Origin of the sequence: Methylobacterium organophilum (assembly GCF_022179465.1) — a bacterium.
GTDB lineage: Bacteria > Pseudomonadota > Alphaproteobacteria > Rhizobiales > Beijerinckiaceae > Methylobacterium > Methylobacterium organophilum.
This window is the reverse complement of sequence record NZ_BPQV01000002.1, coordinates 257,396-276,732: the sequence shown is the minus strand read 5'-3', so window position 1 is coordinate 276,732 and position 19,337 is coordinate 257,396. Positions and strand designations below refer to the sequence as shown.

The window sequence follows — 19,337 nt, the reverse complement described above, 5'->3', positions numbered from 1 at the left end:
GCTTGCCTCAGCGTTCGGCGCGTTCGGTCTTGTAGTGGCCGGCGGCGACCTTGCCGTCCCCGCCGGAAGCGGCCTTCTGGTCGGCATGGCCGCCCGAGGCGCCACCGGTGGCGGGCGGGGGCCGGCCCGGGGCGTGGGCGCTCTTCTCCCACTCGCCCCGACGTTCGGAATCGCTGCGGCCGCCCGTGCCTTGCTGGGTGATCGCCGCCTGCTCCGCGGTCTGGGCGTCGCCCTTGCGGTGGTCGGCCCGGCTGCCGACCACGTCGTCGGGCTTGCGGGTGACGGTTTCCGTCGGCGCGTGGCGCTCCGGCATGGCGTCAGTCCTCCTTGCCCACGGCGGCGGTGGCGCGCTCGATTGCCTCGGATGTCGCCCCGTCGCCCGGTTTCCCGCTGCTCGGGTCGGAGAGGCGCTGCACCGTATCGTTCGGCGTCTCGGCCTCGGTCTGGTCGGTCGCATCCTGGCGCGGCTTGCCCGAAGCGAGGCGCGCGGTCTCGGCCGGGCCGTCCGGCTCGCTCGCCAGGTCCGTCTGGGTCCGGGATGGGATGCCGACATCCAGAGGTGACTCGCCGCCGAGATCCTGGCCGTTGCGGTCGGCATAGGCGTCGAATCTCTTCAGGTTCGGCCGTTCGCGGTCTTCCGTCATGGTTGTCCTCCGTGTCTGGAGGGACAACCCCGCCTCATGGGGCAAGTTGCCGACTGCGGCGACGGGCCGTCCGGGCCAACGAAAAGGGGCGGAGATGCTCCGCCCCTTTCAAAATCTTGTCCGGTGCCGCCGGCCCGCCGGAGGGATGTCCGCTCCGGCAGGCGGCATATTCTCTCAGATGCCCTCGAACAGAGCCGAGGAGATGTAGCGCTCGGCGAAGGAGCAGGCGACCGTGACGATGCGCTTGTTGCGGAACTCCGGCCGGCTGCCGAGCGCCAGCGCGGCCGCGACGTTGCCGCCCGTCGAGATGCCGCCGGGGATGCCCTCCAGCTTGGCGAGCAGGCGCGAGGTCTCGAAGGCGGTCTCGTTCGAGACCGTGATCACCTCGTCGATCACGGAGCGGTCGAGGTTGTCCGGAATGAAGCCGGCGCCGATGCCCTGGATCTTGTGCGGGCCGGGCTGGCCGCCGGAGATCACGGGAGAGTCGGTCGGCTCCACGGCCACGACGCGCAGGTTCGGCAGCCGGGGCTTCAGCACCTGGCCGACGCCGCTCACCGTGCCCCCGGTGCCCACGCCCGCGACGAAGGCGTCGAGCTCGCCATGGGTGTCGTTCCAGATCTCCTCCGCGGTGGTCTTGCGGTGGATCTCCGGGTTGGCCGGGTTCGAGAATTGCTGCGGCATCACCGCGTCCGGGATCTCGGCGAGCAGCTCCTCGGCGCGGGCGATGGCGCCCTTCATGCCCTTCGGGCCGGGAGTCAGTTCGAGCTGGGCGCCGAGGAACGCGAGCATCTTGCGCCGCTCGATCGACATGGTCTCGGGCATGACGAGGATCAGGCGATAGCCGCGGGCCGCCGCGACGAAGGCCAGTGCGATGCCGGTATTGCCGGAGGTCGGCTCCACCAGGGTGCCGCCGGGCTTCAGACGGCCGGATGCCTCCAGCGCGTCGATCATGTTGACGCCGATGCGGTCCTTCACGCTCGCGATCGGGTTGAAGAATTCGAGCTTGAGCAGGATCTCGGCCTCGACGCCGCGCTCCTTGGTCAGGCGGTTCAGGCGGACCAGCGGCGTGTTGCCGATGGTCTCCGTGATCGAACCGAAGATCCTGCCGTGGCCGAGCTTGCGCGCCGTGTCGGAGGTTTGTGTCGCTGTGTCAGCCATCTCGTGGAACTCCCTGGGCCGCATCGCGCGGGCTCCGCGGGCCGCTTCAGGGCGCCGCACGCACGCGCCGGATGCCGTCGCAGGGGACGCCTAGCGGATTTCCGGATAGCCGTCGAGGCCGGAGCAAATCCGGACGGTATCGCAAAGGTTTACCGGTCGCCGTGCCGCCCTGGCGTCCGACGATCGCCCGAACAGAGCGTTCTCGGCCTATCGCGCCTCTTGGAATATTCTTCTATGATTCGGTGCATCTGCGCGACAAAGACTTCGTGTTGGAAACGAGCGTGTTTTTTCATCGCGCAAGGAAGACGGCGGAGAAAACCAGGGCCAGCGTGCCGAGCAGGGGCATGCCCGCAGCGATCCAGGCGGCGCGCTGGTCATACCCGCGCAGGTAGACATAGCCGCTCTCGGCGAATCGACCGGCCCGGGGGGCGAGCCGCGCCACCGACCCTGAATCCGCCCGCGCCATGCCGATGCTCCCGCCGGTGAAGGCCGGTCGCGCCGGCCGCGGGGCTTAGAGAGCCGGTCGGGGCATGAAGAAGAATGAACCTGCGCCGCCGATCGCGGATCGTCGTCAACGAAGGGTAAAGCCGAACACGCAAAACGCGGCCACAAGGGCCGCGCTGTCGCAGAGAACGGTCGTGTGGAGCGACGCTTACAGGGCGCGGTCGAAACGCAGCTCGCCGTTGGGGCTGCGGATCACGAGTTGCGAATCCACCATGTCCCAGGCGCCGGCGGTGCGCAGAGCCACGAAGAAAGCCTGCTCCACGGCGCTGATCGCCTTGTCGCAGCTCTTCTTGCTGATCGCCAGCGGACCGACCGCGAGGTGCTGCTCGCGCAGAGGGAAGGCGGTAGCCGCGAAGGTGTTGCAGCCGCCATAGCCGCGGGCGCGGTATTGGGAATCGATGATGAAGCTCGGGCGGTCCGAGCCGGTGAAGGGCTTGCCGTTGAGGCTCACCGCCGTCCAGGTGGAGCCCAGGGGGAACATCTTCTCCTGAGGCTTGGCCTGCGGCACGTATTGCGGCTTCTTCTCCTGGCGGCCGCCCTGGCCGAACCCGCTCGGGTTCATCTGCGCCTGCGCGGACGTCGCAGCGCCCATCGCAAACGCGCCGGCCAGCGCGGCGAGCAGCATCCTTCTCATCGTCAGACCCCCTTCTTCCGCGCGTCGATCGCGTCGCAATGGATGTCGCCGGAGCCCGGGACCGGGTTCCGACGGCATGCGGATCGGATAAGATTCAAGCTTTAATGTGGTCAAGCATGGCGCGTCCTCCGCGCGAATGCTTCCACGGGGAAAGAGCATCCGGGCACCGCCGTCGCGTTGCGGGCCTGCAACGATCCCGCCGCTTGCGCGGTTAGCTTGAGCAGAGCCACATCACAGGGAGAGACGGCGTGACGGGGTCGGACGAGGCGGGGCCGAGCGGTTATGTGGCGAACACCATCGCACCTTCCCAGTCGCGGGCGGCGCGCGGGCTGCTCGGCTGGTCGGAGGCGGATCTCGCGAAGAAGCTCGGCCTCGACGCCTCCTTCGTGCGGAGCTTCGAGGCGGGCACGGGCGATCCCGCGAGCGGACAGATCGAGGCCCTGCGCAGCGCCCTGATGCATGCGGGCGTGGTCTTCACCAACGAGGGCGGCTCGCCCGGCGTCAGGTTGTCCGATCAGGGTCGGGGCGAGGGCATCAGGGCCGACGACCTGACCACGGAGAACGATCGCTGAGGCGCCCGTTCAGGGCGCCATCGCCAGCGCCTTGAGGTCGAAGCCCGGATCGGCCGCCTGCTCCGGGCTCAGGGATTTGCGCGCGCTCAGGATGCGCCGTGCGGCCATGTGGTCGGCGGGGCGGTTGATCGATTCCACGGCGCTCAGGCCACCGTCGCGGAAGCGGAACACGGAGAGGGACGCACCGGCGCCCCGCGTCACCGCGCTGTCGCCCGGCAGACCGAGACCGACAATCTGCAGCTTTTGCGGGCCCTGGTCGCTCCAGAACCACGGCACCGCGTCGTAGGCGGCAGGCCGCCCGGTCAGCCGCGCGGCGAGGCAGCGGCCCTGATCGACGGCGTTCTGCACGGATTCGATCCGCACGCGGTCGCCTTCCGGGAAACCCGCGGCGTAGCGCGTGGGAAAGCGGACGCAATCGCCGATCGCCGAGATCGCCGGGTCGGCGGTGGCGAGCAGGGCATCGACTTCGATGCCGTCGCGGACGGCGAGCCCGGCTTCCGCGGCAAGTTCCTGGTTTGGCAGGACGCCGATGCCGACGAGGACGATATCGGCGGGAAGCTGCGTGCCGTCCTTGAGGAGGACGGCACGCACGCGCCCCCCCTCCCCTTCGATCGCCGTGACGCCGGCCTCGAAGCGGAAGGCGATGCCCGCCGCCTCGTGGGCGGCGCGGAAGGCTTCAGAGGTCTCCCGCGAGACCGCCCGCGCCATCACCCGTTCCGCCGCCTCAATCACGGTGACGGCGAGGCCACGCCCAGCGCAGACCGCGGCGAATTCGAGCCCGATGAAGCCGGCCCCGATCACCACGACCTCTTTTGCCGCGGAGAGAGGCGCCTTCAGCGCGTCCGCCTCGTCGAGGGAGCGGAGCTGGTGGACGCCCGCGAGATCCGCACCGGGGACGGGCAAGGGACGGTTGCGGGCGCCGGTGGCCAGGATCAGGTGGTCGTAGGCCACGCTCTCGCCGTCGGCGAGCCGCAGGCGCCGGGCCTCGCGCTCGATCGCCACCGCGCGCGCGCCGGCGCGATGGCCGATCGCGTGCTCGGCCAGGAAGGTCGCCGGGCGCAGCAGCAGCCCCTGCGCATCCGTCTTGCCGGCGAGATAGGCCTTGGACAGGGGCGGCCGCTGGTAAGGCAGCGCCGTCTCCTCGCCGATCAGCGTGATCGGATCCTTGAAACCCGCCTCGCGCAGGGAGGCGGCCGCCTGGAAGCCGGCCTGGCCGGCGCCGACGACGACGATCCCCACTGTGCTCATCGTGCAGCCTCTGCCATCGCCATATCGAGATCGGGCAGGAAGCGGGCGCCCTCCTTCACGAGGTAGTCCCAGAACGCATCCGCCGCCGGCCCGAGCACCTTGTCGGAGCGGCGCACGATGTACCAGTCGCGCCGGACAGGCAGGCCCTGCACGTCGAGCAGGACAAGGCGGCCGGCGGCGACCTCGGAGGCGACGGTGTGGGCGGAAAGCAGGGCGATGCCGAGCCCGGCCATCACCGCCTGCTTCAGGGTCTCGTTGGAGCCGGCGTCGATCCCGAGCTTGGCCCGCCGGATCATCACGCCGTTCATGAATTCTTCGAAGACCGAGCGCGTGCCCGAGCCCTCCTCGCGCACGAGGAAGGATTCATTGGCGATGTCTCCGCGGTCGAGGCCGCGTTTGCCCGCCAGGGGATGCTCCGGCGAGGCGATCAGCACGAGGGGATGCGGCCCGAACATCTCCGCCTCGATGGCGAAGTCCCGCGGGGGGCGCCCCATGATCGCGAAATCGATCTCGTAGTTGCGCAGGGCGTCGACCGTCCCGGTGCGGTTGCCGACCGTGAGGCTGACCTCGACCTGCGGGTGATGCTCCATGAAGCCCGCGATCATCGCCGGGGCGAAGTACTTGGCGGTGGAGACGACGCCCATGGCCACGCGGCCGCCGCCGCCACCCTTGAGGGTGCGCAGCCGGTCCGTGCAGGTCTCGAGCACCGTGTTGATGCTGTTGATCGCCCAGAGCATCTCCCGGCCCGCATCGGTCGGCTTCAGCCCCGTGGGCGTCCGGTCGAACAGCAGCAGCCCCGCCTCCTCCTCGAGCTGGCGGATGCGGGCGTAGAGGGCGGCCGAGGTGACGTTGAGCTCCTGGGCGGCCCGGGTCATGGTGCCGAGCCGGGCGACGGCCGCGACCGCCTGGAGCTGCTTCAGGGACAAGTTCCGCATGCCCTGCTTTTAGTTTTTTTGCACGGCACCACAAGTTTTTTAGAATTCGTTCCACCACCCGCTTGCGCCGGCTGGTGCTCAGGTTATGGCGCAGGATAACATGGGCGGGAGCGGAGGCGCGCGGAGCGTGGCCGTAACCGATTCACGAGCGCCTGGGAAGGAAACGGCCACCACGATGACGCAGCCGATCGGATCCTCTCTCGCCGACCACCTGTCCGCGGAGGTCGCGCGGGATGCACGCCTCGCCGACACCGCCGCGACCGTCGCGGCGATTGCCGAAGCCGCCATCGACGTGAGCGAGGTGGTGGGCCGCGGCTATCTCGCCGGCGATCTCGGCGCCCAGGGCGAGCAGAACAGCGACGGCGACGTGCAGAAGGCCCTCGACGTGATCGCCCACAAGCGCTTCACGCAGGCCCTGCAGGCGGCGCCTGTGGCGGAGGTCGCCTCCGAGGAGGCCGAGGACGTGATGGTCCTCAACCCGGGCGCGCCGCTCGCCGTGGCGATCGACCCCCTCGACGGCTCGTCGAACATCGCGGTCGGCATGGTGGTCGGCACCATCTTCGGCATCCGCCCCGTCGTGTCGGATCCGAGCGATCCGAACGCCTCATTCAAGACGCCCGGCACCACCCAGACCGGCGCGGGCTTCGTGGTCTACGGCCCGGCCACGACCTTCGTGCTGACGCTGGGCAACGGCACCCGGATCTTCACCCTCGACCGCTCGACCAAGACGTTCCGCCTCACCCACGACGCCATCACGGTGGTGCCGAGCGCCAACGAATATGCGATCAATTCCTCCAACGGCCGGCACTGGGACACGCCGATCCGCGCCTTCATCGAGGATTGCCTGCGCGGCAGCGAAGGCCCCCGCGACCGCGACTTCAACATGCGCTGGACCGCCGCCCTGGTGGCTGACGCCCAGCGCGTGCTGATCCGCGGCGGCGTATTCCTCTATCCGGGCGACAACCGGAAGGGCTACGCCCAGGGCCGCCTGCGCCTGCTCTACGAGACCGCGCCGATCGCCTTCCTGATGGAGCAGGCCGGGGCGGCGGCAACCGACGGGCAGTCCCGCATCCTCGACATCGTGGCCACGAAGATCCACGAGCGCTCGCCGCTGGTCTTCGGCTCGGTCGACGAGGTCGAATGCGTCGCCAAGTACTATGAGGGGCGCCAGCCCGCGGCTGGGCGCTCGCCGCTCTTCGGCCAGCGCGGGCTGATGCGCAGCTGAGCGTCAGGCCGCGCCCGCAGGGTTCCAGGTTCGTCAAGCAGCGATGTCGGCGCGTCATCCCATCATCTCGGTCACCGGCTCCTCGGGAGCCGGCACGACCTCCGTGCGCAACACCTTCGAGCAGATCTTCCGCCGGGAGGATGTGAGCGCGGTCTATATCGAGGGCGACGGCTTCCACGCCTTCGACCGCGACACCATGCGGGCGATGATGGCCAAGGAGCCGACGCTCAGCCATTTCTCGCCCAAGGCCAACCTGCTGCCCGAGCTGGAGCAGGTCTTCCGCAGCTACAGCGAGACCGGGACCGGCCGCACCCGGGCCTACGCCCATGACGAGGCGGATGCCGCCCGCTACGGCGTGCCCGTGGGGCAGTTCACCCCCTGGGAGGCGTTCCAGCCGGGCTCGGACCTCCTGTTCTACGAGGGCCTGCATGGCTGCGTCGTCGACAACGCCGTCGACCTCGCCCGCTATCCCGACCTGAAGATCGGTGTGGTGCCGGTGATCAATCTGGAGTGGATCCAGAAGCTGCACCGCGACCGCTCGACCCGCGGCTATTCCACCGAGGCCGTGACCGACGTGATCCTGCGCCGGATGCCCGACTACGTGCAGACGGTCTGCCCGCAATTCTCCTGGACGGACATCAACTTCCAGCGGGTGCCCACCGTCGACACCTCGAACCCCTTCATCGCCCGCTGGATCCCAACCGCGGACGAGTCGATGGTGGTGATCCGCTTCAAGGATCCCCGCGGCATCGACTTCTCGTACCTGATCTCGATGATCCAGGGCTCGTTCATGTCCCGGGCGAATTCCATCGTGATTCCCGGGGGCAAGCTCGACCTCGCCATGCAGCTGATCCTGACGCCGATCATCATGCAGCTGGTGGAGCGCAAGCGGCGGCTGGCCTGACGCGCTGCCCTGTCGCCCGGGCATGGGGCCTCTACATTGCGTTGCGAGAACGCGCTAACCCCGGACGCGCCGTTCGGGTAATGGGCCGGGCGGCCCGGCCCTCGCCGGTCCGTCCGAAGGAAGACGACATGACGATCATCGCCCCCTCCATCCTGTCGGCCGATTTCTCCCGGCTCGGGGAAGAGGTGCGCCTCGTGGCCGAGGCCGGGGCCGACTGGATCCATCTCGACGTGATGGACGGGCATTTCGTGCCCAACATCACCTTCGGCCCCGCCGTGGTGAAGGCCCTGCGCCCGCACACGGACAAGCCTTTCGACGTCCATCTCATGATCGCGCCGGCCGATCCCTATCTCGCCGCCTTCGCCGAGGCGGGGGCGGACACGATCAGCGTGCATGTCGAGGCCGGGCCTCACATCCATCGCTCGCTGCAGACGATCCGGTCGCTGGGCAAGCGGGCCGGCATCGCACTCAATCCCGGCACGCCCGCGAGCGCCGTCGAGCCGCTCCTCGACATGGTCGATCTCGTCGTGTGCATGACGGTCAATCCGGGCTTCGGCGGGCAGAGCTTCCTTCCCTCGACGCTTGAGACCGTGGCGCGGGTGAAGGCGATGACGGCCGGACGCGGCATCGACATCGAAGTCGATGGCGGCATCACCCCCGAGACCGTGGCGGCGGCGGCGAAGGTCGGAGCCAACGTGTTCGTGGCGGGCTCGGCCGTGTTCGGCCAGGGCGAGGCGCGTTACGCCCGCAACATCGAGGCGATCCGCGAGCGCGCGGATGCGGAGACCGGCCTGCGATGCTGAAGGCGCTGATCTTCGACGTCGACGGCACGCTCGCTGAGACCGAGGACCTTCACCGGCAGGCCTTCAACCGGGCCTTCGGCGCCCTCGGCCTGCCCTGGAACTGGTCGCCGCAGGACTATGCCGAGCTTCTCAAGGTGATGGGCGGCAAGGAGCGTCTGCTCCACTACATCGCCCGCGACCATGCCGAGGACGCGCCCGCGCTGCGCGCGCGCATGCCCGAGATCCACGGGCTCAAGACGCGGATCTACGGCGAACTGATCGAGAGCGGCCATCTCGGCCTGCGTCCGGGGGTGGCGCGGCTGGTGCGCGAGGCGCGCGGCGCCGGGCTAGCGCTCGCCGTCGCCACCACCACGAGCCGGCCGAATATCGATCTGCTCCTGCGCATCAACTTTCCGGAGGGCGAACGCGCCTTCGACGTGATCGCGGCCGGCGACGAGGCCGAGCACAAGAAGCCCGCGCCCGACATCTTCGAGATCGCCGTCCGCCGCCTCGGCATCACGCCCTCCGAGGCCATCGCCTTCGAGGATTCCGCCGCCGGCATCCGCTCGGCCCTCGATGCGGGTTTGCCCGTGGTGGCGACCCGCAGCCTCTATACCGAGAGCCACCGCCTGGACGGCGCCTTCTCGGCGGTCTCGGATCTCGGCGAGCCCGGGCATCCCCACCGCCACATCGCCGGCCTCGAATGGCCCGAGGGCCGCGTCACGGTCCCGGCCCTGCGCGATTGGCACGAAGCGCGCTTCGGCCGAGCGGCGTGACGGCATCCGGGAAAGAAAAAAGCGCGCCCTAAACGGACGCGCTGATAAGGGGGCCCGTGGTCTCGGGGAACGGGCTGACCAAGCTCTAGCAGATTCGCATACAAAATACACGTGCGTACGTGCGTGAACTTGCACGCGACGATCTGCATTCCGGAGACTGCGCCGGATGCGTGACTGCGCGATGACACGCGTCGCGGTCGATCCGCCTCGGCAATTTCTGCCGTCCGGGCGGCAGGAACGGCTCGGGGCCGGCCTCCACCTCTCTGAGCGTCCAGAAATCTCTTAGACTTTCCAACGGCTTGCGCGGGCATCGATCTGGCTCGCGCATTGCTCCGTGGCTGAGGCAGGAGCTTCGCCATGGCGCATGCGGGATACACGGTGAGAGCAGGGAGCACGGGCTCGACGGCCCATAGCGGGACCGTGCGGTCGTCTCACGAGACCGTCACGCGCAAGACGACGCGCACGGACACTTTCGCCCTTCCGCCCGATTCCGATGAGAGGTCTTCTCCCGACAGGGCCGCCCAGTCGGCCGGCTCCGCCACCGGCACCTCGGTGCGGGCATCCGGCAAGGCTGCGCTGCCAGCCCGGCACGATGCGCTCACGCAGAAGCAGAGAACGGAGGCCGATCTCAAGACGCGCGCGAACGAGAAACTCGGCTCCGCCGGCGCGAGCGCGGGGACCGAAGAAGCCCAGGACGCCTCTGGGGATCGGTCCACGAACCGGTCGTCTGCCCTTGGCAGCGATGCGCCGTCGTCGACGGGCACAGCCAGGGCCGAATCCTCGCCTCGGCCCGCAAAGGCCGTCCCGGAGCGTGGGGGAGCCAAGGCCCGGACGGACGCCAAGGCAGTGAAGGGCGACACGGAGGCGCCGGCCGCAGCCGATCCTTCGCTCTCGTCCGCTCTCGAGCCCCCGGCGGAAGCCGCGGCCACCGAGGCAGCCGCCTCGGTCGAGGAGACGAAACAGGGCGGCGAGAGCGCCTCGGGAGACGCCGTGGCCGTGCCGCCCGTCTCACCGGAGGCAACCGTCGCGACGTCTCCCGTGCCCGTGCTCCCCGTTGCCGTGGCGGCCGCTGCCCTGGCGCCCGGCGCGGCGGCATCCGCAAAGACGGAGGCCGCCTCGGAAGGGGAGGCCGCGGGTGCCGCCTCCAGGACCAGTTCTTCCATCGCCGGTTCGGAGGCCGCGCCGTCGCATCGCGGCTCTGCGGAGGCCGCCGTCTCACTCGACGGGACGGGCTCCTTCGCGGTGGCCCTGGCCGAGGCCGGCACGCCCGCCGCGCCCGCGCCGGAAGCGGGCACCCTGCAGGGCGCCCCCCCGTCGGGCTCTCCGACCCCGGACAAGACGGCGGCAGCCGCTGCCGCCCCGCCGCAGGCTCCCGCGCCGACTGCGCAGGTGATCCAGGCCCCCATCGCCGCCGTGCCCATGACGATCGGGCTGCGCTCCCTCAAGGGCTCCAGCCAATTCGAGATCCGACTCGACCCGCTCGATCTCGGCCGCATCGACGTGACCCTCGACATCGACGGGGACGGCGGCGCGGTGAGCGCCAAGCTCGTCGTCGACCGGCCGGAGACCCTGGCCCTGCTCCGGCGCGATGCCGACAGTCTCCAGCAGGCCCTGACCCAGGCCGGTTTCGATCCCGGCAGCACCGCCCTCGACCTGTCCTTGCGCGACCCGTCCGGCCGCGGCGCGGGCGAAGGCGGCAACAACGGCAACGGCTCCGCATCCCGTCCGTCCCGTGGGTCGATCGCATCCAACGAGCCCGAATCCGCTCCCGTCGAGAAGGCCATGCTGCGCAGCCTGCGCGGCCTCTCGGGCATCGATATCCGAATCTAGGCAGGCGCCCCCATGACCAGCATCTCCAACATCTCGAGTTCGGCCTCCACCTCGTCGAGTGCCTCGAAGGATGCGGCCACCATCGCGGGCAACTTCACGCAGTTCCTGACGCTGCTCACCACGCAGCTGAAGAACCAGAACCCCCTCGACCCGATGGACACCAACCAGTTCACGCAGCAGCTCGTCCAGTTCGCCGGCGTCGAGCAGCAGCTCAAGACCAACGACCAGCTCGGCTCGATCCTGACGAGTGCCAAGGCCGCCGCCTCCGGCTCGGCCCCGGGCTTCCTCGGCAAGACCGTGACGGCGGACGGGACCCAGTCCCAGCTCTCGGATGGCACCGCGACCTGGACGCTCACCGCGGACCGTGCCGCGACCAAGGCGGTCGTCACCATCACCGACAAGGACGGCAACACCGTCGCCACCAAGACGACGACGCTGGCGAGCGGCAAGAACAGCTTCACCTGGGACGGCACCTCGACGACGGGCCTGGTGGCCGACGATGGCACCTACTCGATCACGGTCGATGCGACGGATGCCACGGGCAGCAAGGTCACCGTCGATACCTCGGTCACGGGCACCGTCGACGGAATCGACCTGAGCGGCAGCGAACCGGTGCTGGTGATCGGCAATCAGAAGGTCGGCGTCAGCAAGGTGAAGACGCTGGGGAGCGCGTCGTGAGACGGTTGCGGTCGCGGTTGTCCACAGCCGCGGGAAAATTTCGAATCACATTCGAACGACCCGCTTCAAGAACTTTTAAGCGGGCGCAAGTAGCGTCCGAACTCGACAGGTCAGTCGAGTGTAGAGCGTAGCATGACCGAGACACCTCGCCCGCGAGTGAAGTACGTGATCGGGCCCGATGGCAGCCCCCTGACGATCGCGGATCTTCCGCCGGTCTCCACCCGCCGCTGGGTGATCCGCCGCAAGGCGGAAGTCGTGGCCGCGGTTCGCGGCGGCCTCCTCAGCCTGGAGGAAGCCTGCCAGCGCTACACGCTGACGACCGAGGAATTCCTCAGCTGGCAGTACTCGATCGATCAGCACGGGCTCGCGGGCCTGCGCACCACCCGGATCCAGCACTACCGACACTGAGCTTCCCGCCCCCTCGGGGACTCGTTTCGGCCAGAAGGCCGCGCCCGCGAAAGCGGTGCGCGGCCTTCGCTGTTTCACGCATTCGTTCACGCGAACAGGCCCGGCGTTAACGACCCGCTAACCACGCACCGGGCAATTTTTGCCGAGCGGTCCGGGGCGGGCCGCACTCGTTTGCGTGGGCGCGTATCGTGAAGGCCGTTCTCGATCTGGTGACGAAGCTCGGACCGGCCCGTCTCGCCGCCATGGCGGCGGTGACGATGATCCTGATCGGCTTCTTCGCGGTCGTGATCACCCGGGTCTCGCGCCCCGACATGGGCGTGCTCTTCGCGGACCTGTCGATGCAGGATTCCGCCGCGGTGATCCGCGACCTCGACGCCCGCGGCATCGTCTACGAGACCCGGGGCGATGCCGGGCAGACGATTCTGGCGCCCCGCCCCGACCTCGCGCGCCTGCGCATGGACCTCGCCGGCAAGGGCCTGCCCTCGCAAGGGGGCATCGGCTACGAGATCTTCGACAAGGGCGACGCCTTCTCCTCGACCAACTTCGTCCAGAACGTGAATCACCTGCGGGCGCTGGAGGGCGAGCTTGCCCGCTCGATCCGCGCCATCGGCCGCGTCCAGGCCGCCCGGGTCCATCTCGTGCTTCCGGAACGGCGCCTCTTCGAGCGCGACCGCGAAGCCCCGAGCGCGGCGATCGTGCTCAAGCTCATGGGCGAGCTCGATGCCGGCCAGGTCCGCGCCATCCGCCACCTCGCCGCCTCCTCCGTAGAGGGCCTCAAACCCGAGCGGGTCTCCATCGTCGACGAGCGCGGCCGGCTCCTGGCGGACGGCGCCCGTGGCGAGGAGGCGGACGGTGCCGCCGCCTTCGAGGAGAAGCAGGCCGGAATCGAGCGCCGCCTGCGCTCCCAGATCGAGGACATCGTCGCCGGTATCGTCGGCCCGGGCCGGACGCGCGTGCAGGTCTCGGCCGAGCTCGACCTGAACCGCGTCGAGAGCCGTTCTGAGACCTATGATCCCGAGAGCCGTGTCGTGCGCTCCTCTCAGACCCGCAGCGAGAACGCCCTCACCGGGGGCAGCGAGGGCCAGGTATCGGTGGGCAACGAACTGCCCGGCGCGAACCAGCCCCAGGGCAACCAGAGCCAGAAGGATTCCTCGCAGAAGAACGAGGAGACCACGAATTACGAGATTTCGCGCGTCACCAAGACCGAGGTTCTCGAAGGCGGCCGCGTGAAGCGCCTTTCGGTCGCGGTGCTGGTCGATGGCCTCTACGCGCCGGGCGCCGACGGAAAGCCCGCCTACCAGCCGCGGCCGGCGGCCGAGCTCGAGCGCATCACCGCGCTGGTGCGCACCGCGGTCGGCTTCGACAAAGCCCGCGGCGATCAGGTGGAGGTGGTGAACCTCCGCTTCGCCGAGACGCCCGCGCCGGTGGATTTCGCGGAGCCGGGCCTGCTGCAATCCCTGCTCAGCCCGACCAAGGAAGACGTGATGCGTCTGGTCGAGCTCGGCGTGCTCGCGCTGCTGACCGTGATCGTGCTGCTGACGGTGGTGCGTCCCCTGCTGCGCCGGGTCCTCGAATCGGAAGCCCCCCTGGTGGCGCTGCCCGCCGGGGCCGCCGCGGCCCTCGCCGTCGCGGGGCCGGAGGGAATGGCTGCGCCGGCCCCGCCGGAAAGCCCCGCCGCCGCCTTCCTCGAGCGTGCCAAGCTCACCGGCAAGATCCAGGCGGAGACCGTGGAGCGCGTCGTCGAGATGGTGCGCTCCAGCCCGACCGAGACTGTCGAGGTGCTGCGCAACTGGATCCATGACGGCTGAGACACAGGGAAAGACGCGGGAAAGTTGGGATCGGAGAGGATTTAGGAACCGGACATGTCGGCGGGCGTGAACTTCAAGGCAGCGGAAGAGGCGATCGCTTCGTCCGGCTTCGCGTCCATGCCCGGGCCGCAGCGTGCGGCTGCCCTCCTTCTTCTGCTCGGCGATTCGGAGGGCGCCCCGATCTGGCAGATGCTGGACGAGGACGAGGTCAAGAAGGTCTCGCACGCCATGGTGCAGCTCGGCTCGCTGGAGGCCGAGACCGTCGAGCGCCTGATCGTCGACTTCGTCTCCCGCCTGTCCACCGGCGGCGGCATCACCTCGAATTTCGAGCGCACGGAATCGCTGCTGCTCAAGATCTTCCCGCCCGAGCAGGTCTCCGCGATCATGGCGGAGATCAAGGGCGCCTCCGGCAAGCGCGTCTGGGGCAGCCTGACCCAGATCGACCCGGAGATCCTCGCCGCCTTCCTGCGCAACGAGTACCCCCAGACCGTCGCCGTCGTTCTCTCGAAGGTGCGCTCCGACTACGCGGCCAGGGTCCTGACCATCCTGCCCGAGGAATTCGCGATCGACGTTCTCACCCGCATGCTGCGGATGGAGACCGTGCAGAAGGAAGCCCTCCGTCACATCGAAGAGACCCTGCGCGTCGAGTTCGTCTCGACCATCGCGCAGACCACGCGCCGCGACGCCCACGAGCTGATGGCGGACGTGTTCAACGCCTTCGACCGCCAGACCGAGGCCCGCTTCCTCGCCGCCCTCGATCAGGCCAACCGCGGTTCGGCCAAGCGCATCCGCGAGCTGATGTTCACCTTCGAGGATCTGCTCAAGCTCGATCCGGGCTCCGTGCAGACCCTGATGCGCAAGGTGGACAACGAGACCCTGTGCCGTGCGCTCAAGGGCGCCGACGAGCGCGTGCGCAGCTTCTTCATGGGCCAGATGTCGACCCGCGCCGCCAAGAACCTCACGGACGAGATGGGCTCCATGGGGCCGATCCGCCTGAAGGAGGTCGACGAGGCGCAGGCCAAGATGACCGAACTCGCCAAGGACCTCGCGGAGAAGGGCGAGATCATGATTGCCAAGAACGGCGGTGAGGAGGAGCTGGTCTATTGAGCGCCCGTCCCTTCCTCTTCGACAACGATTTCCGCCGCCCGAAGGGCGAGACGGCGGCCGAGAAGGAGGCTGCCGCCCGGGAGGCCGTGGCGGCCTCGGAGGCCGAAGCGCGCGGATATGCCCGCGGCTTGCAGGAAGGCCGCGCCGAGGCCCAGGCCCAGGTTCAGGCCCGTCTCGCCGATGCCCTGACACGCCTCGGCCTCGCCACGGCCGGCCTGTTGTCGCAATCCGACGCGCGGGATGCGGAGCGCGAGGAGCAGGCGACCGCCTTCGCCCTTCTGCTCGCCCGCAAGCTCGCGGGCGATGCCCTCGCCGCCAAGCCCCTTGCCGGGGTGGAGGAGGCGGCGCGTGCGGCGCTCCAGCACCTGCGCGGGGTGCCGCATCTCGTCGTGCGGGTGCACGAGAGCCTGGTCGACGAGACCGAAGCCCTGATCAAGCGGCTCGCCCGCGAGCGTGGGTTCGAAGGCCGCCTCGTGGTGATGGGCGAACCGGAGATGCCGGTCGGCGATGCCCGTATCGAATGGGCGGACGGCGGCATCACCCGCGAGCGTGACCGTATCGAAGCCGCGGTGCTCGAAGCCCTCGGCCTGTCCGCCTTTCCCGACCTCTGAGCCGCGAGCGCGCCATGTCGACCGATGATTTCCATCTGCCGCAGCTCAACGGAGACGACGTCTCCTTCGACGACCTCGGTCCCGAATCGGTCCGCGACGTGCCGACGACGCCGAAGACGGCGGCCGATCTCGAGCAGGTCTTCGACGTGCCGGTGGTGGTCTCCGCCGTGCTCGGCTCCTCGCGGATGCCGATCGGCGACCTGCTGCGGCTCGGGCCGGGTGCCGTGCTCGAACTCGACCGCAAGGTCGGCGAGGCGATCGACATCTTCGTCAACAACCGGCTCGTCGCCCGCGGCGAGGTGGTGCTGGTCGAGGAACGCCTCGGCGTCACCATGACCGAGATCATCAAGAACGACCACTGACGTCCCAGGCCCGGCGGCGCCGGGCCTGAACGATGAACCTGCGGAACGGAACCCAAGCCATGCGGCTCCTCATCATCGGACGGCTCTCGGGCGCGCTCGTCACGGCCTCGAAGATCGCCATGAACCGCGGCGCGGCCGTGACTCACGCCGACAGCGTCGAGCAGGGTCTGGCGAGCCTGCGCGCCAAGGGCGGTGACCTAGTGATGGTCGAGGTGAGCCTCGATATCCGCGGCCTCGTCGGGGCGCTCGGCGAGGAGCGCATCCGCACCCCCGTCGTCGCCTGCGGCACCTCCCCGGACACGCAGGCCGCGGTGGCCGCGATCCAGGCCGGCGCGAAGGAATACATCCCCCTCCCCCCCGATCCCGAGATGATCGCCGCGGTGCTGGAAGCGGTGGCCGCCGATGGCCGCAGCTTCGTCTGGCGCGATCCCGCGATGGAGCGCGTGGTCAAGCTCGCCGAACAGGTCGCCCGCTCCGAGGCCTCCGTGCTGATCACCGGCGAGAGCGGCACCGGCAAGGAAGTGCTCGCCCGCCACGTCCATGCCCGCTCGAACCGGGCGAACCGCGCCTTCGTCTCCGTGAACTGCGCGGCGATTCCCGAGGCGCTGCTCGAGTCCGAGCTGTTCGGGCACGAGAAGGGCGCCTTCACCGGTGCCGTCGCCCGGCGCATCGGCCGGTTCGAGGAGGCCAATGGCGGCACCCTGCTCCTCGACGAGATCTCGGAGATGGACGTCCGCCTGCAATCCAAGCTTCTGCGGGCCATTCAGGAGCGGGTGATCGACCGGGTCGGCGGTTCGGCCCCGGTGAAGGTCGACATCCGGATCCTCGCCACCTCGAACCGCAATCTGGCGGAGGAGGTGAAGAAGGGCACCTTCCGGGAGGACCTCTACTACCGGCTCAACGTCGTGCACCTGCGCCTGCCGGCCCTGCGCGAGCGACCGGCCGACATCCTCGAGCTCGCGGGCTTCTTCGCGCGCAAATATGCAGAGGTGAACGGGCTGCCGGTGCGTCCGCTATCCCGCGAGGCGATGTCCCTGGTCGCCAAGAGCCCCTGGAAGGGCAACGTGCGCGAACTGGAGAACACGCTCCACCGCGCGGTGCTCCTCGCCTCCGGCAGCGAGATCGGCCCCGAAGCCGTCCTCACCCCCGAAGGCGACGCCATCGCGTCGGCCGCCGGGCCTGCCGAGCGCGCGGTGATCGCGGCGGAGGCCGCGACCCGGGGGCTGGTCGGACGCACCGTGGCGGATGTCGAACGCGACCTGATCCTCGACACCCTGGACCACTGCCTGGGCAACCGCACCCATGCGGCGCGCATCCTCGGGATCTCGATCCGGACGCTGCGCAACAAGCTGAACGAATATGTCGATGCCGGCATCAGCGTCGCCGAGCCGGGCAGCGTGCGCTCGATGGCGGCTTACGGCTGACGCAGACGAGTTGGAGCCCGGCAGCGCCCGGGCTCTCGTCGGATCCGTTATGCTCTTTGCGAGAGAGGGCCGGGTCTAGCCCGGGCCGCTCTTGCGGCCGCTGGCCTCCGCGTCCTGAGCCGCTTTCGCCCTCTTGAGCGCCTCAAGGGTGGTGACGCGGACGATGTCGAACTCGACGTCGCGAATGGTCTCCTCCACGAGATGGTGCTGAAGCGCCGACCGCGGATCGCCGGCGTCCAGCCCTTCGCGCTCCTGCAGCCGCAGCACGGCGGCGCGCACCACGTCGTAGACCTTTTCCCGCTCCTCCCGGTTCATGCCCGGATGCACGGCCCGGGCGACCAGATCGGTGAAGTTCGACACCTGAGCCGCTCCGTCAGACCTGCGAGTCGCGCACGCCCGCCGCGATCAGACTCGCCGAGCTCCAGATCGTGAGGAAGCAGAAGAATGCGATGAAGGTCGCGTTGAAGCGCTCCGGGTAGAGCGACATGGTCGGATGGGCCGGCGGTACGAAGGTCGCCAGGAAGATCTGCTGCTTGCGGGCCATGACCCGGGCGCGGTCGAGCAGGAACAGCGTCGACGCGTTGATCTTCTCGGCGACGGTCTGCTCGATCATCAGCTGCTCGTATTCGAGCAGGGCCTGGGTCAGGTTGTTGGCCGCGTCCGAATTGAGCCCGGCCGTGGTCAGACGCCCCTGGAGCTGGTTGATCTGGGCGTCGAGCGCAGCGACCCGCGCGGCCAGGGTCTGGATGCTGCGGGACTTCTCCTCGAGATTCGAGCTGCGCAGGACGCGCAGATCGTTCTCCGCGGTGAGCTTGTCCTTCTTGAGCGACTCGATGGTCGTCGCGGTCGCCTTCGCGGTCGCCAGCGGATCGATGATGCCCCAGCGGTTGCGGAACTCCTGCAACGCGACCCGGGCCTTCTTCAGGCGCTCGGAGGAGGCGTCGAAGTCCTTCTGCGAGTGGGCGATCATGTCCGCCTGCGCCCGCCGGGACAGCTCGTTGATGAAGATCTCCGTGCGGGCGATGATCTCCCGCGAGATCGTCATCGAATCCTCCGGCGCGAAGGTCCGCACGTTCAGGTGGATGACGCCCGAGAGCGTGTCGATCCGTGCCTCGACCTGCCGCCGCCAGTAGCGCATCAGGTACTCGATCGGCCGCTCGGGATTGAAGCGCGCCCAGAAATCCGCTTCCGGCCGCGAGAACATCTTCACGACGCCGATGTCCTTCTCGAGCGCCTCCACGAGGGGGCGGCTGCGGATGAACTCGCGGACGATGAAGCTGTCCTGGCTGTTGTGCTTCTGCAGGAGCTGGGTCGTCGGGCCGAGGACGATGTCCTCCATCGGCTCGACGGCGCCGCGCACGGCGAACTCGGATTCCACGACCCATTGGTCGGAGGCGAACACGAACAGATAGGTCGCGATCACCGCGGTCGGGAGCAGCACGAAGGTCACGAAGCTGCGCATCAGCTTCACGGAGGGCCGCTCGTCCGGCAGCGCATCGGCGGGCACCAATCCGGGCAGGCGCGTCCAGGCAAGCTTGCGCCGCGTGCGGTCCAGGAAGGAGCGCTCGCCGCCCTCCCGAAGCGGGATGATGGTCTCGGCGTTGCGCCGCAGCTCGGGCAGGGAACGGCGGGCAAGCTTCATCAAGCCCTGCACGCCCGATCCTGTCTTCGTCTCAGGCGGCTTGGTCTCGTCGACGATCATCCAGTCGGTTTCCTGAGTCCCGGCC

22 protein-coding genes are annotated in these 19,337 nt (G+C 69.1%); 13 read left to right on the top strand and 9 right to left on the bottom strand.

What is annotated here, in order from left to right; translation table 11 throughout:
* Positions 1-7: 7 nt before the first annotated feature.
* The 5 genes from MFF21_RS03955 to MFF21_RS03935 form a co-directional block, all read right to left on the bottom strand.
* Entirely contained in the window at positions 8-313 is a 306-nt protein-coding gene (locus MFF21_RS03955; protein ID WP_238309900.1) for a hypothetical protein, read from the bottom strand.
* Positions 314-317: 4 nt separating this feature from the next.
* A complete protein-coding gene (locus MFF21_RS03950) occupies positions 318-644 on the bottom strand; it encodes a hypothetical protein (protein ID WP_238309899.1) in 327 nt (108 codons plus the stop codon).
* Positions 645-818: 174 nt separating this feature from the next.
* Positions 819-1,802 carry a cysteine synthase A gene (gene cysK / locus MFF21_RS03945; RefSeq protein WP_238309898.1) on the bottom strand — a complete coding sequence of 328 codons (984 nt, stop codon included), beginning with the start codon at positions 1,800-1,802 and terminating at the stop codon, positions 819-821.
* A 289-nt stretch (positions 1,803-2,091) separates the two neighbouring features.
* Positions 2,092-2,268 carry a hypothetical protein gene (locus MFF21_RS03940; protein WP_238309897.1) on the bottom strand — a complete coding sequence of 59 codons (177 nt, stop codon included), beginning with the start codon at positions 2,266-2,268 and terminating at the stop codon, positions 2,092-2,094.
* Positions 2,269-2,454: 186 nt separating this feature from the next.
* Positions 2,455-2,940 carry an META domain-containing protein gene (locus MFF21_RS03935; protein WP_238309896.1) on the bottom strand — a complete coding sequence of 162 codons (486 nt, stop codon included), beginning with the start codon at positions 2,938-2,940 and terminating at the stop codon, positions 2,455-2,457.
* A 248-nt stretch (positions 2,941-3,188) separates the two neighbouring features.
* Here MFF21_RS03935 and MFF21_RS03930 point away from each other — a divergent pair, with 248 nt between their 5' ends.
* Complete coding sequence (locus tag MFF21_RS03930; protein ID WP_238309895.1) at positions 3,189-3,512, top strand: helix-turn-helix domain-containing protein; 324 nt, start codon at positions 3,189-3,191, stop codon at positions 3,510-3,512.
* Positions 3,513-3,521: 9 nt separating this feature from the next.
* Here MFF21_RS03930 and MFF21_RS03925 read toward each other — a convergent pair whose 3' ends face one another.
* Both MFF21_RS03925 and MFF21_RS03920 read right to left on the bottom strand, forming a co-directional pair.
* On the bottom strand, positions 3,522-4,760 hold the full coding sequence (locus MFF21_RS03925; protein ID WP_238309894.1) for an NAD(P)/FAD-dependent oxidoreductase: 1,239 nt from the start codon (positions 4,758-4,760) through the stop codon (positions 3,522-3,524).
* On the bottom strand, positions 4,757-5,695 hold the full coding sequence (locus MFF21_RS03920) for a LysR family transcriptional regulator (RefSeq protein WP_238309893.1): 939 nt from the start codon (positions 5,693-5,695) through the stop codon (positions 4,757-4,759). Before MFF21_RS03920 ends, MFF21_RS03925 begins: the two co-directional genes overlap by 4 nt.
* Positions 5,696-5,870: 175 nt before the next feature.
* Here MFF21_RS03920 and MFF21_RS03915 point away from each other — a divergent pair, with 175 nt between their 5' ends.
* The 12 genes from MFF21_RS03915 to flbD all read left to right on the top strand — a co-directional run bounded on the left by MFF21_RS03915 (position 5,871) and on the right by flbD (position 17,610).
* Entirely contained in the window at positions 5,871-6,920 is a 1,050-nt protein-coding gene (locus MFF21_RS03915) for a class 1 fructose-bisphosphatase (protein WP_238309892.1), read from the top strand.
* A gap of 43 nt (positions 6,921-6,963) precedes the next feature.
* Entirely contained in the window at positions 6,964-7,824 is an 861-nt protein-coding gene (locus MFF21_RS03910) for a phosphoribulokinase (RefSeq protein WP_238309891.1), read from the top strand.
* Positions 7,825-7,952: 128 nt separating this feature from the next.
* Positions 7,953-8,627 (top strand): ribulose-phosphate 3-epimerase, encoded by a 675-nt coding sequence (gene rpe, locus MFF21_RS03905; RefSeq protein WP_238309890.1) that lies wholly within the window; start codon positions 7,953-7,955, stop codon positions 8,625-8,627.
* Positions 8,621-9,382: an HAD-IA family hydrolase gene (locus MFF21_RS03900; RefSeq protein WP_238309889.1), complete on the top strand. Its 762-nt coding sequence runs from the start codon at positions 8,621-8,623 to the stop codon at positions 9,380-9,382. The genes rpe and MFF21_RS03900 overlap by 7 nt, the downstream gene beginning before the upstream one ends.
* An 846-nt stretch (positions 9,383-10,228) precedes the next feature.
* A complete protein-coding gene (locus tag MFF21_RS03895; protein WP_238309888.1) occupies positions 10,229-11,212 on the top strand; it encodes a flagellar hook-length control protein FliK in 984 nt (327 codons plus the stop codon).
* Between the two features lie 12 nt (positions 11,213-11,224).
* Positions 11,225-11,890, top strand: a complete 666-nt coding sequence (locus MFF21_RS03890) for a flagellar hook assembly protein FlgD (RefSeq protein WP_238309887.1) — start codon at positions 11,225-11,227, stop codon at positions 11,888-11,890.
* 132 nt (positions 11,891-12,022) lie between these two features.
* Positions 12,023-12,298, top strand: coding sequence for a CtrA inhibitor SciP (gene sciP / locus MFF21_RS03885; RefSeq protein WP_056238806.1), 276 nt, complete (start codon positions 12,023-12,025; stop codon positions 12,296-12,298).
* A 188-nt stretch (positions 12,299-12,486) separates the two neighbouring features.
* Positions 12,487-14,106 carry a flagellar basal-body MS-ring/collar protein FliF gene (gene fliF, locus MFF21_RS03880; RefSeq protein ID WP_238309886.1) on the top strand — a complete coding sequence of 540 codons (1,620 nt, stop codon included), beginning with the start codon at positions 12,487-12,489 and terminating at the stop codon, positions 14,104-14,106.
* 54 nt (positions 14,107-14,160) lie between these two features.
* A complete protein-coding gene (locus MFF21_RS03875) occupies positions 14,161-15,213 on the top strand; it encodes a flagellar motor switch protein FliG (RefSeq protein ID WP_238309885.1) in 1,053 nt (350 codons plus the stop codon).
* Positions 15,210-15,824 (top strand): FliH/SctL family protein, encoded by a 615-nt coding sequence (locus tag MFF21_RS03870; protein WP_238309884.1) that lies wholly within the window; start codon positions 15,210-15,212, stop codon positions 15,822-15,824. The genes MFF21_RS03875 and MFF21_RS03870 overlap by 4 nt, the downstream gene beginning before the upstream one ends.
* A gap of 14 nt (positions 15,825-15,838) precedes the next feature.
* The gene (gene fliN, locus MFF21_RS03865; RefSeq protein WP_238309883.1) at positions 15,839-16,186 is read left to right on the top strand and encodes a flagellar motor switch protein FliN; all 348 of its coding nucleotides are present in this window, start codon (positions 15,839-15,841) and stop codon (positions 16,184-16,186) included.
* Positions 16,187-16,245: 59 nt separating this feature from the next.
* A complete protein-coding gene (gene flbD / locus MFF21_RS03860; protein WP_238309882.1) occupies positions 16,246-17,610 on the top strand; it encodes a sigma-54-dependent transcriptional regulator FlbD in 1,365 nt (454 codons plus the stop codon).
* A gap of 75 nt (positions 17,611-17,685) precedes the next feature.
* On the opposite strand, the gene MFF21_RS03855 is transcribed toward flbD, so the two are convergent.
* Positions 17,686-17,970, bottom strand: a complete 285-nt coding sequence (locus MFF21_RS03855; RefSeq protein WP_238309881.1) for a hypothetical protein — start codon at positions 17,968-17,970, stop codon at positions 17,686-17,688.
* A 13-nt stretch (positions 17,971-17,983) separates the two neighbouring features.
* On the bottom strand, positions 17,984-19,312 hold the full coding sequence (locus tag MFF21_RS03850) for a KpsE/RkpR family capsule polysaccharide export protein (protein ID WP_238309880.1): 1,329 nt from the start codon (positions 19,310-19,312) through the stop codon (positions 17,984-17,986).
* Positions 19,313-19,337: the final 25 nt, after the last annotated feature.

Bases quoted from the DNA above. Each gene is read 5' to 3' on its own strand.
- MFF21_RS03955 (WP_238309900.1), bottom strand. From the start codon at position 313: ATGCCGGAGCGCCACGCGCCGACGGAAACCGTCACCCGCAAGCCCGAC.
- MFF21_RS03950 (WP_238309899.1), bottom strand. From the start codon at position 644: ATGACGGAAGACCGCGAACGGCCGAACCTGAAGAGATTCGACGCCTAT.
- cysK (WP_238309898.1), bottom strand. From the start codon at position 1,802: ATGGCTGACACAGCGACACAAACCTCCGACACGGCGCGCAAGCTCGGC.
- MFF21_RS03940 (WP_238309897.1), bottom strand. From the start codon at position 2,268: ATGGCGCGGGCGGATTCAGGGTCGGTGGCGCGGCTCGCCCCCCGGGCC.
- MFF21_RS03935 (WP_238309896.1), bottom strand. From the start codon at position 2,940: ATGAGAAGGATGCTGCTCGCCGCGCTGGCCGGCGCGTTTGCGATGGGC.
- MFF21_RS03925 (WP_238309894.1), bottom strand. From the start codon at position 4,760: ATGAGCACAGTGGGGATCGTCGTCGTCGGCGCCGGCCAGGCCGGCTTC.
- MFF21_RS03920 (WP_238309893.1), bottom strand. From the start codon at position 5,695: ATGCGGAACTTGTCCCTGAAGCAGCTCCAGGCGGTCGCGGCCGTCGCC.
- MFF21_RS03915 (WP_238309892.1), top strand. From the start codon at position 5,871: ATGACGCAGCCGATCGGATCCTCTCTCGCCGACCACCTGTCCGCGGAG.
- MFF21_RS03910 (WP_238309891.1), top strand. From the start codon at position 6,964: ATGTCGGCGCGTCATCCCATCATCTCGGTCACCGGCTCCTCGGGAGCC.
- rpe (WP_238309890.1), top strand. From the start codon at position 7,953: ATGACGATCATCGCCCCCTCCATCCTGTCGGCCGATTTCTCCCGGCTC.
- MFF21_RS03900 (WP_238309889.1), top strand. From the start codon at position 8,621: ATGCTGAAGGCGCTGATCTTCGACGTCGACGGCACGCTCGCTGAGACC.
- MFF21_RS03890 (WP_238309887.1), top strand. From the start codon at position 11,225: ATGACCAGCATCTCCAACATCTCGAGTTCGGCCTCCACCTCGTCGAGT.
- sciP (WP_056238806.1), top strand. From the start codon at position 12,023: ATGACCGAGACACCTCGCCCGCGAGTGAAGTACGTGATCGGGCCCGAT.
- MFF21_RS03875 (WP_238309885.1), top strand. From the start codon at position 14,161: ATGTCGGCGGGCGTGAACTTCAAGGCAGCGGAAGAGGCGATCGCTTCG.
- fliN (WP_238309883.1), top strand. From the start codon at position 15,839: ATGTCGACCGATGATTTCCATCTGCCGCAGCTCAACGGAGACGACGTC.
- flbD (WP_238309882.1), top strand. From the start codon at position 16,246: ATGCGGCTCCTCATCATCGGACGGCTCTCGGGCGCGCTCGTCACGGCC.
- MFF21_RS03850 (WP_238309880.1), bottom strand. From the start codon at position 19,312: ATGATCGTCGACGAGACCAAGCCGCCTGAGACGAAGACAGGATCGGGC.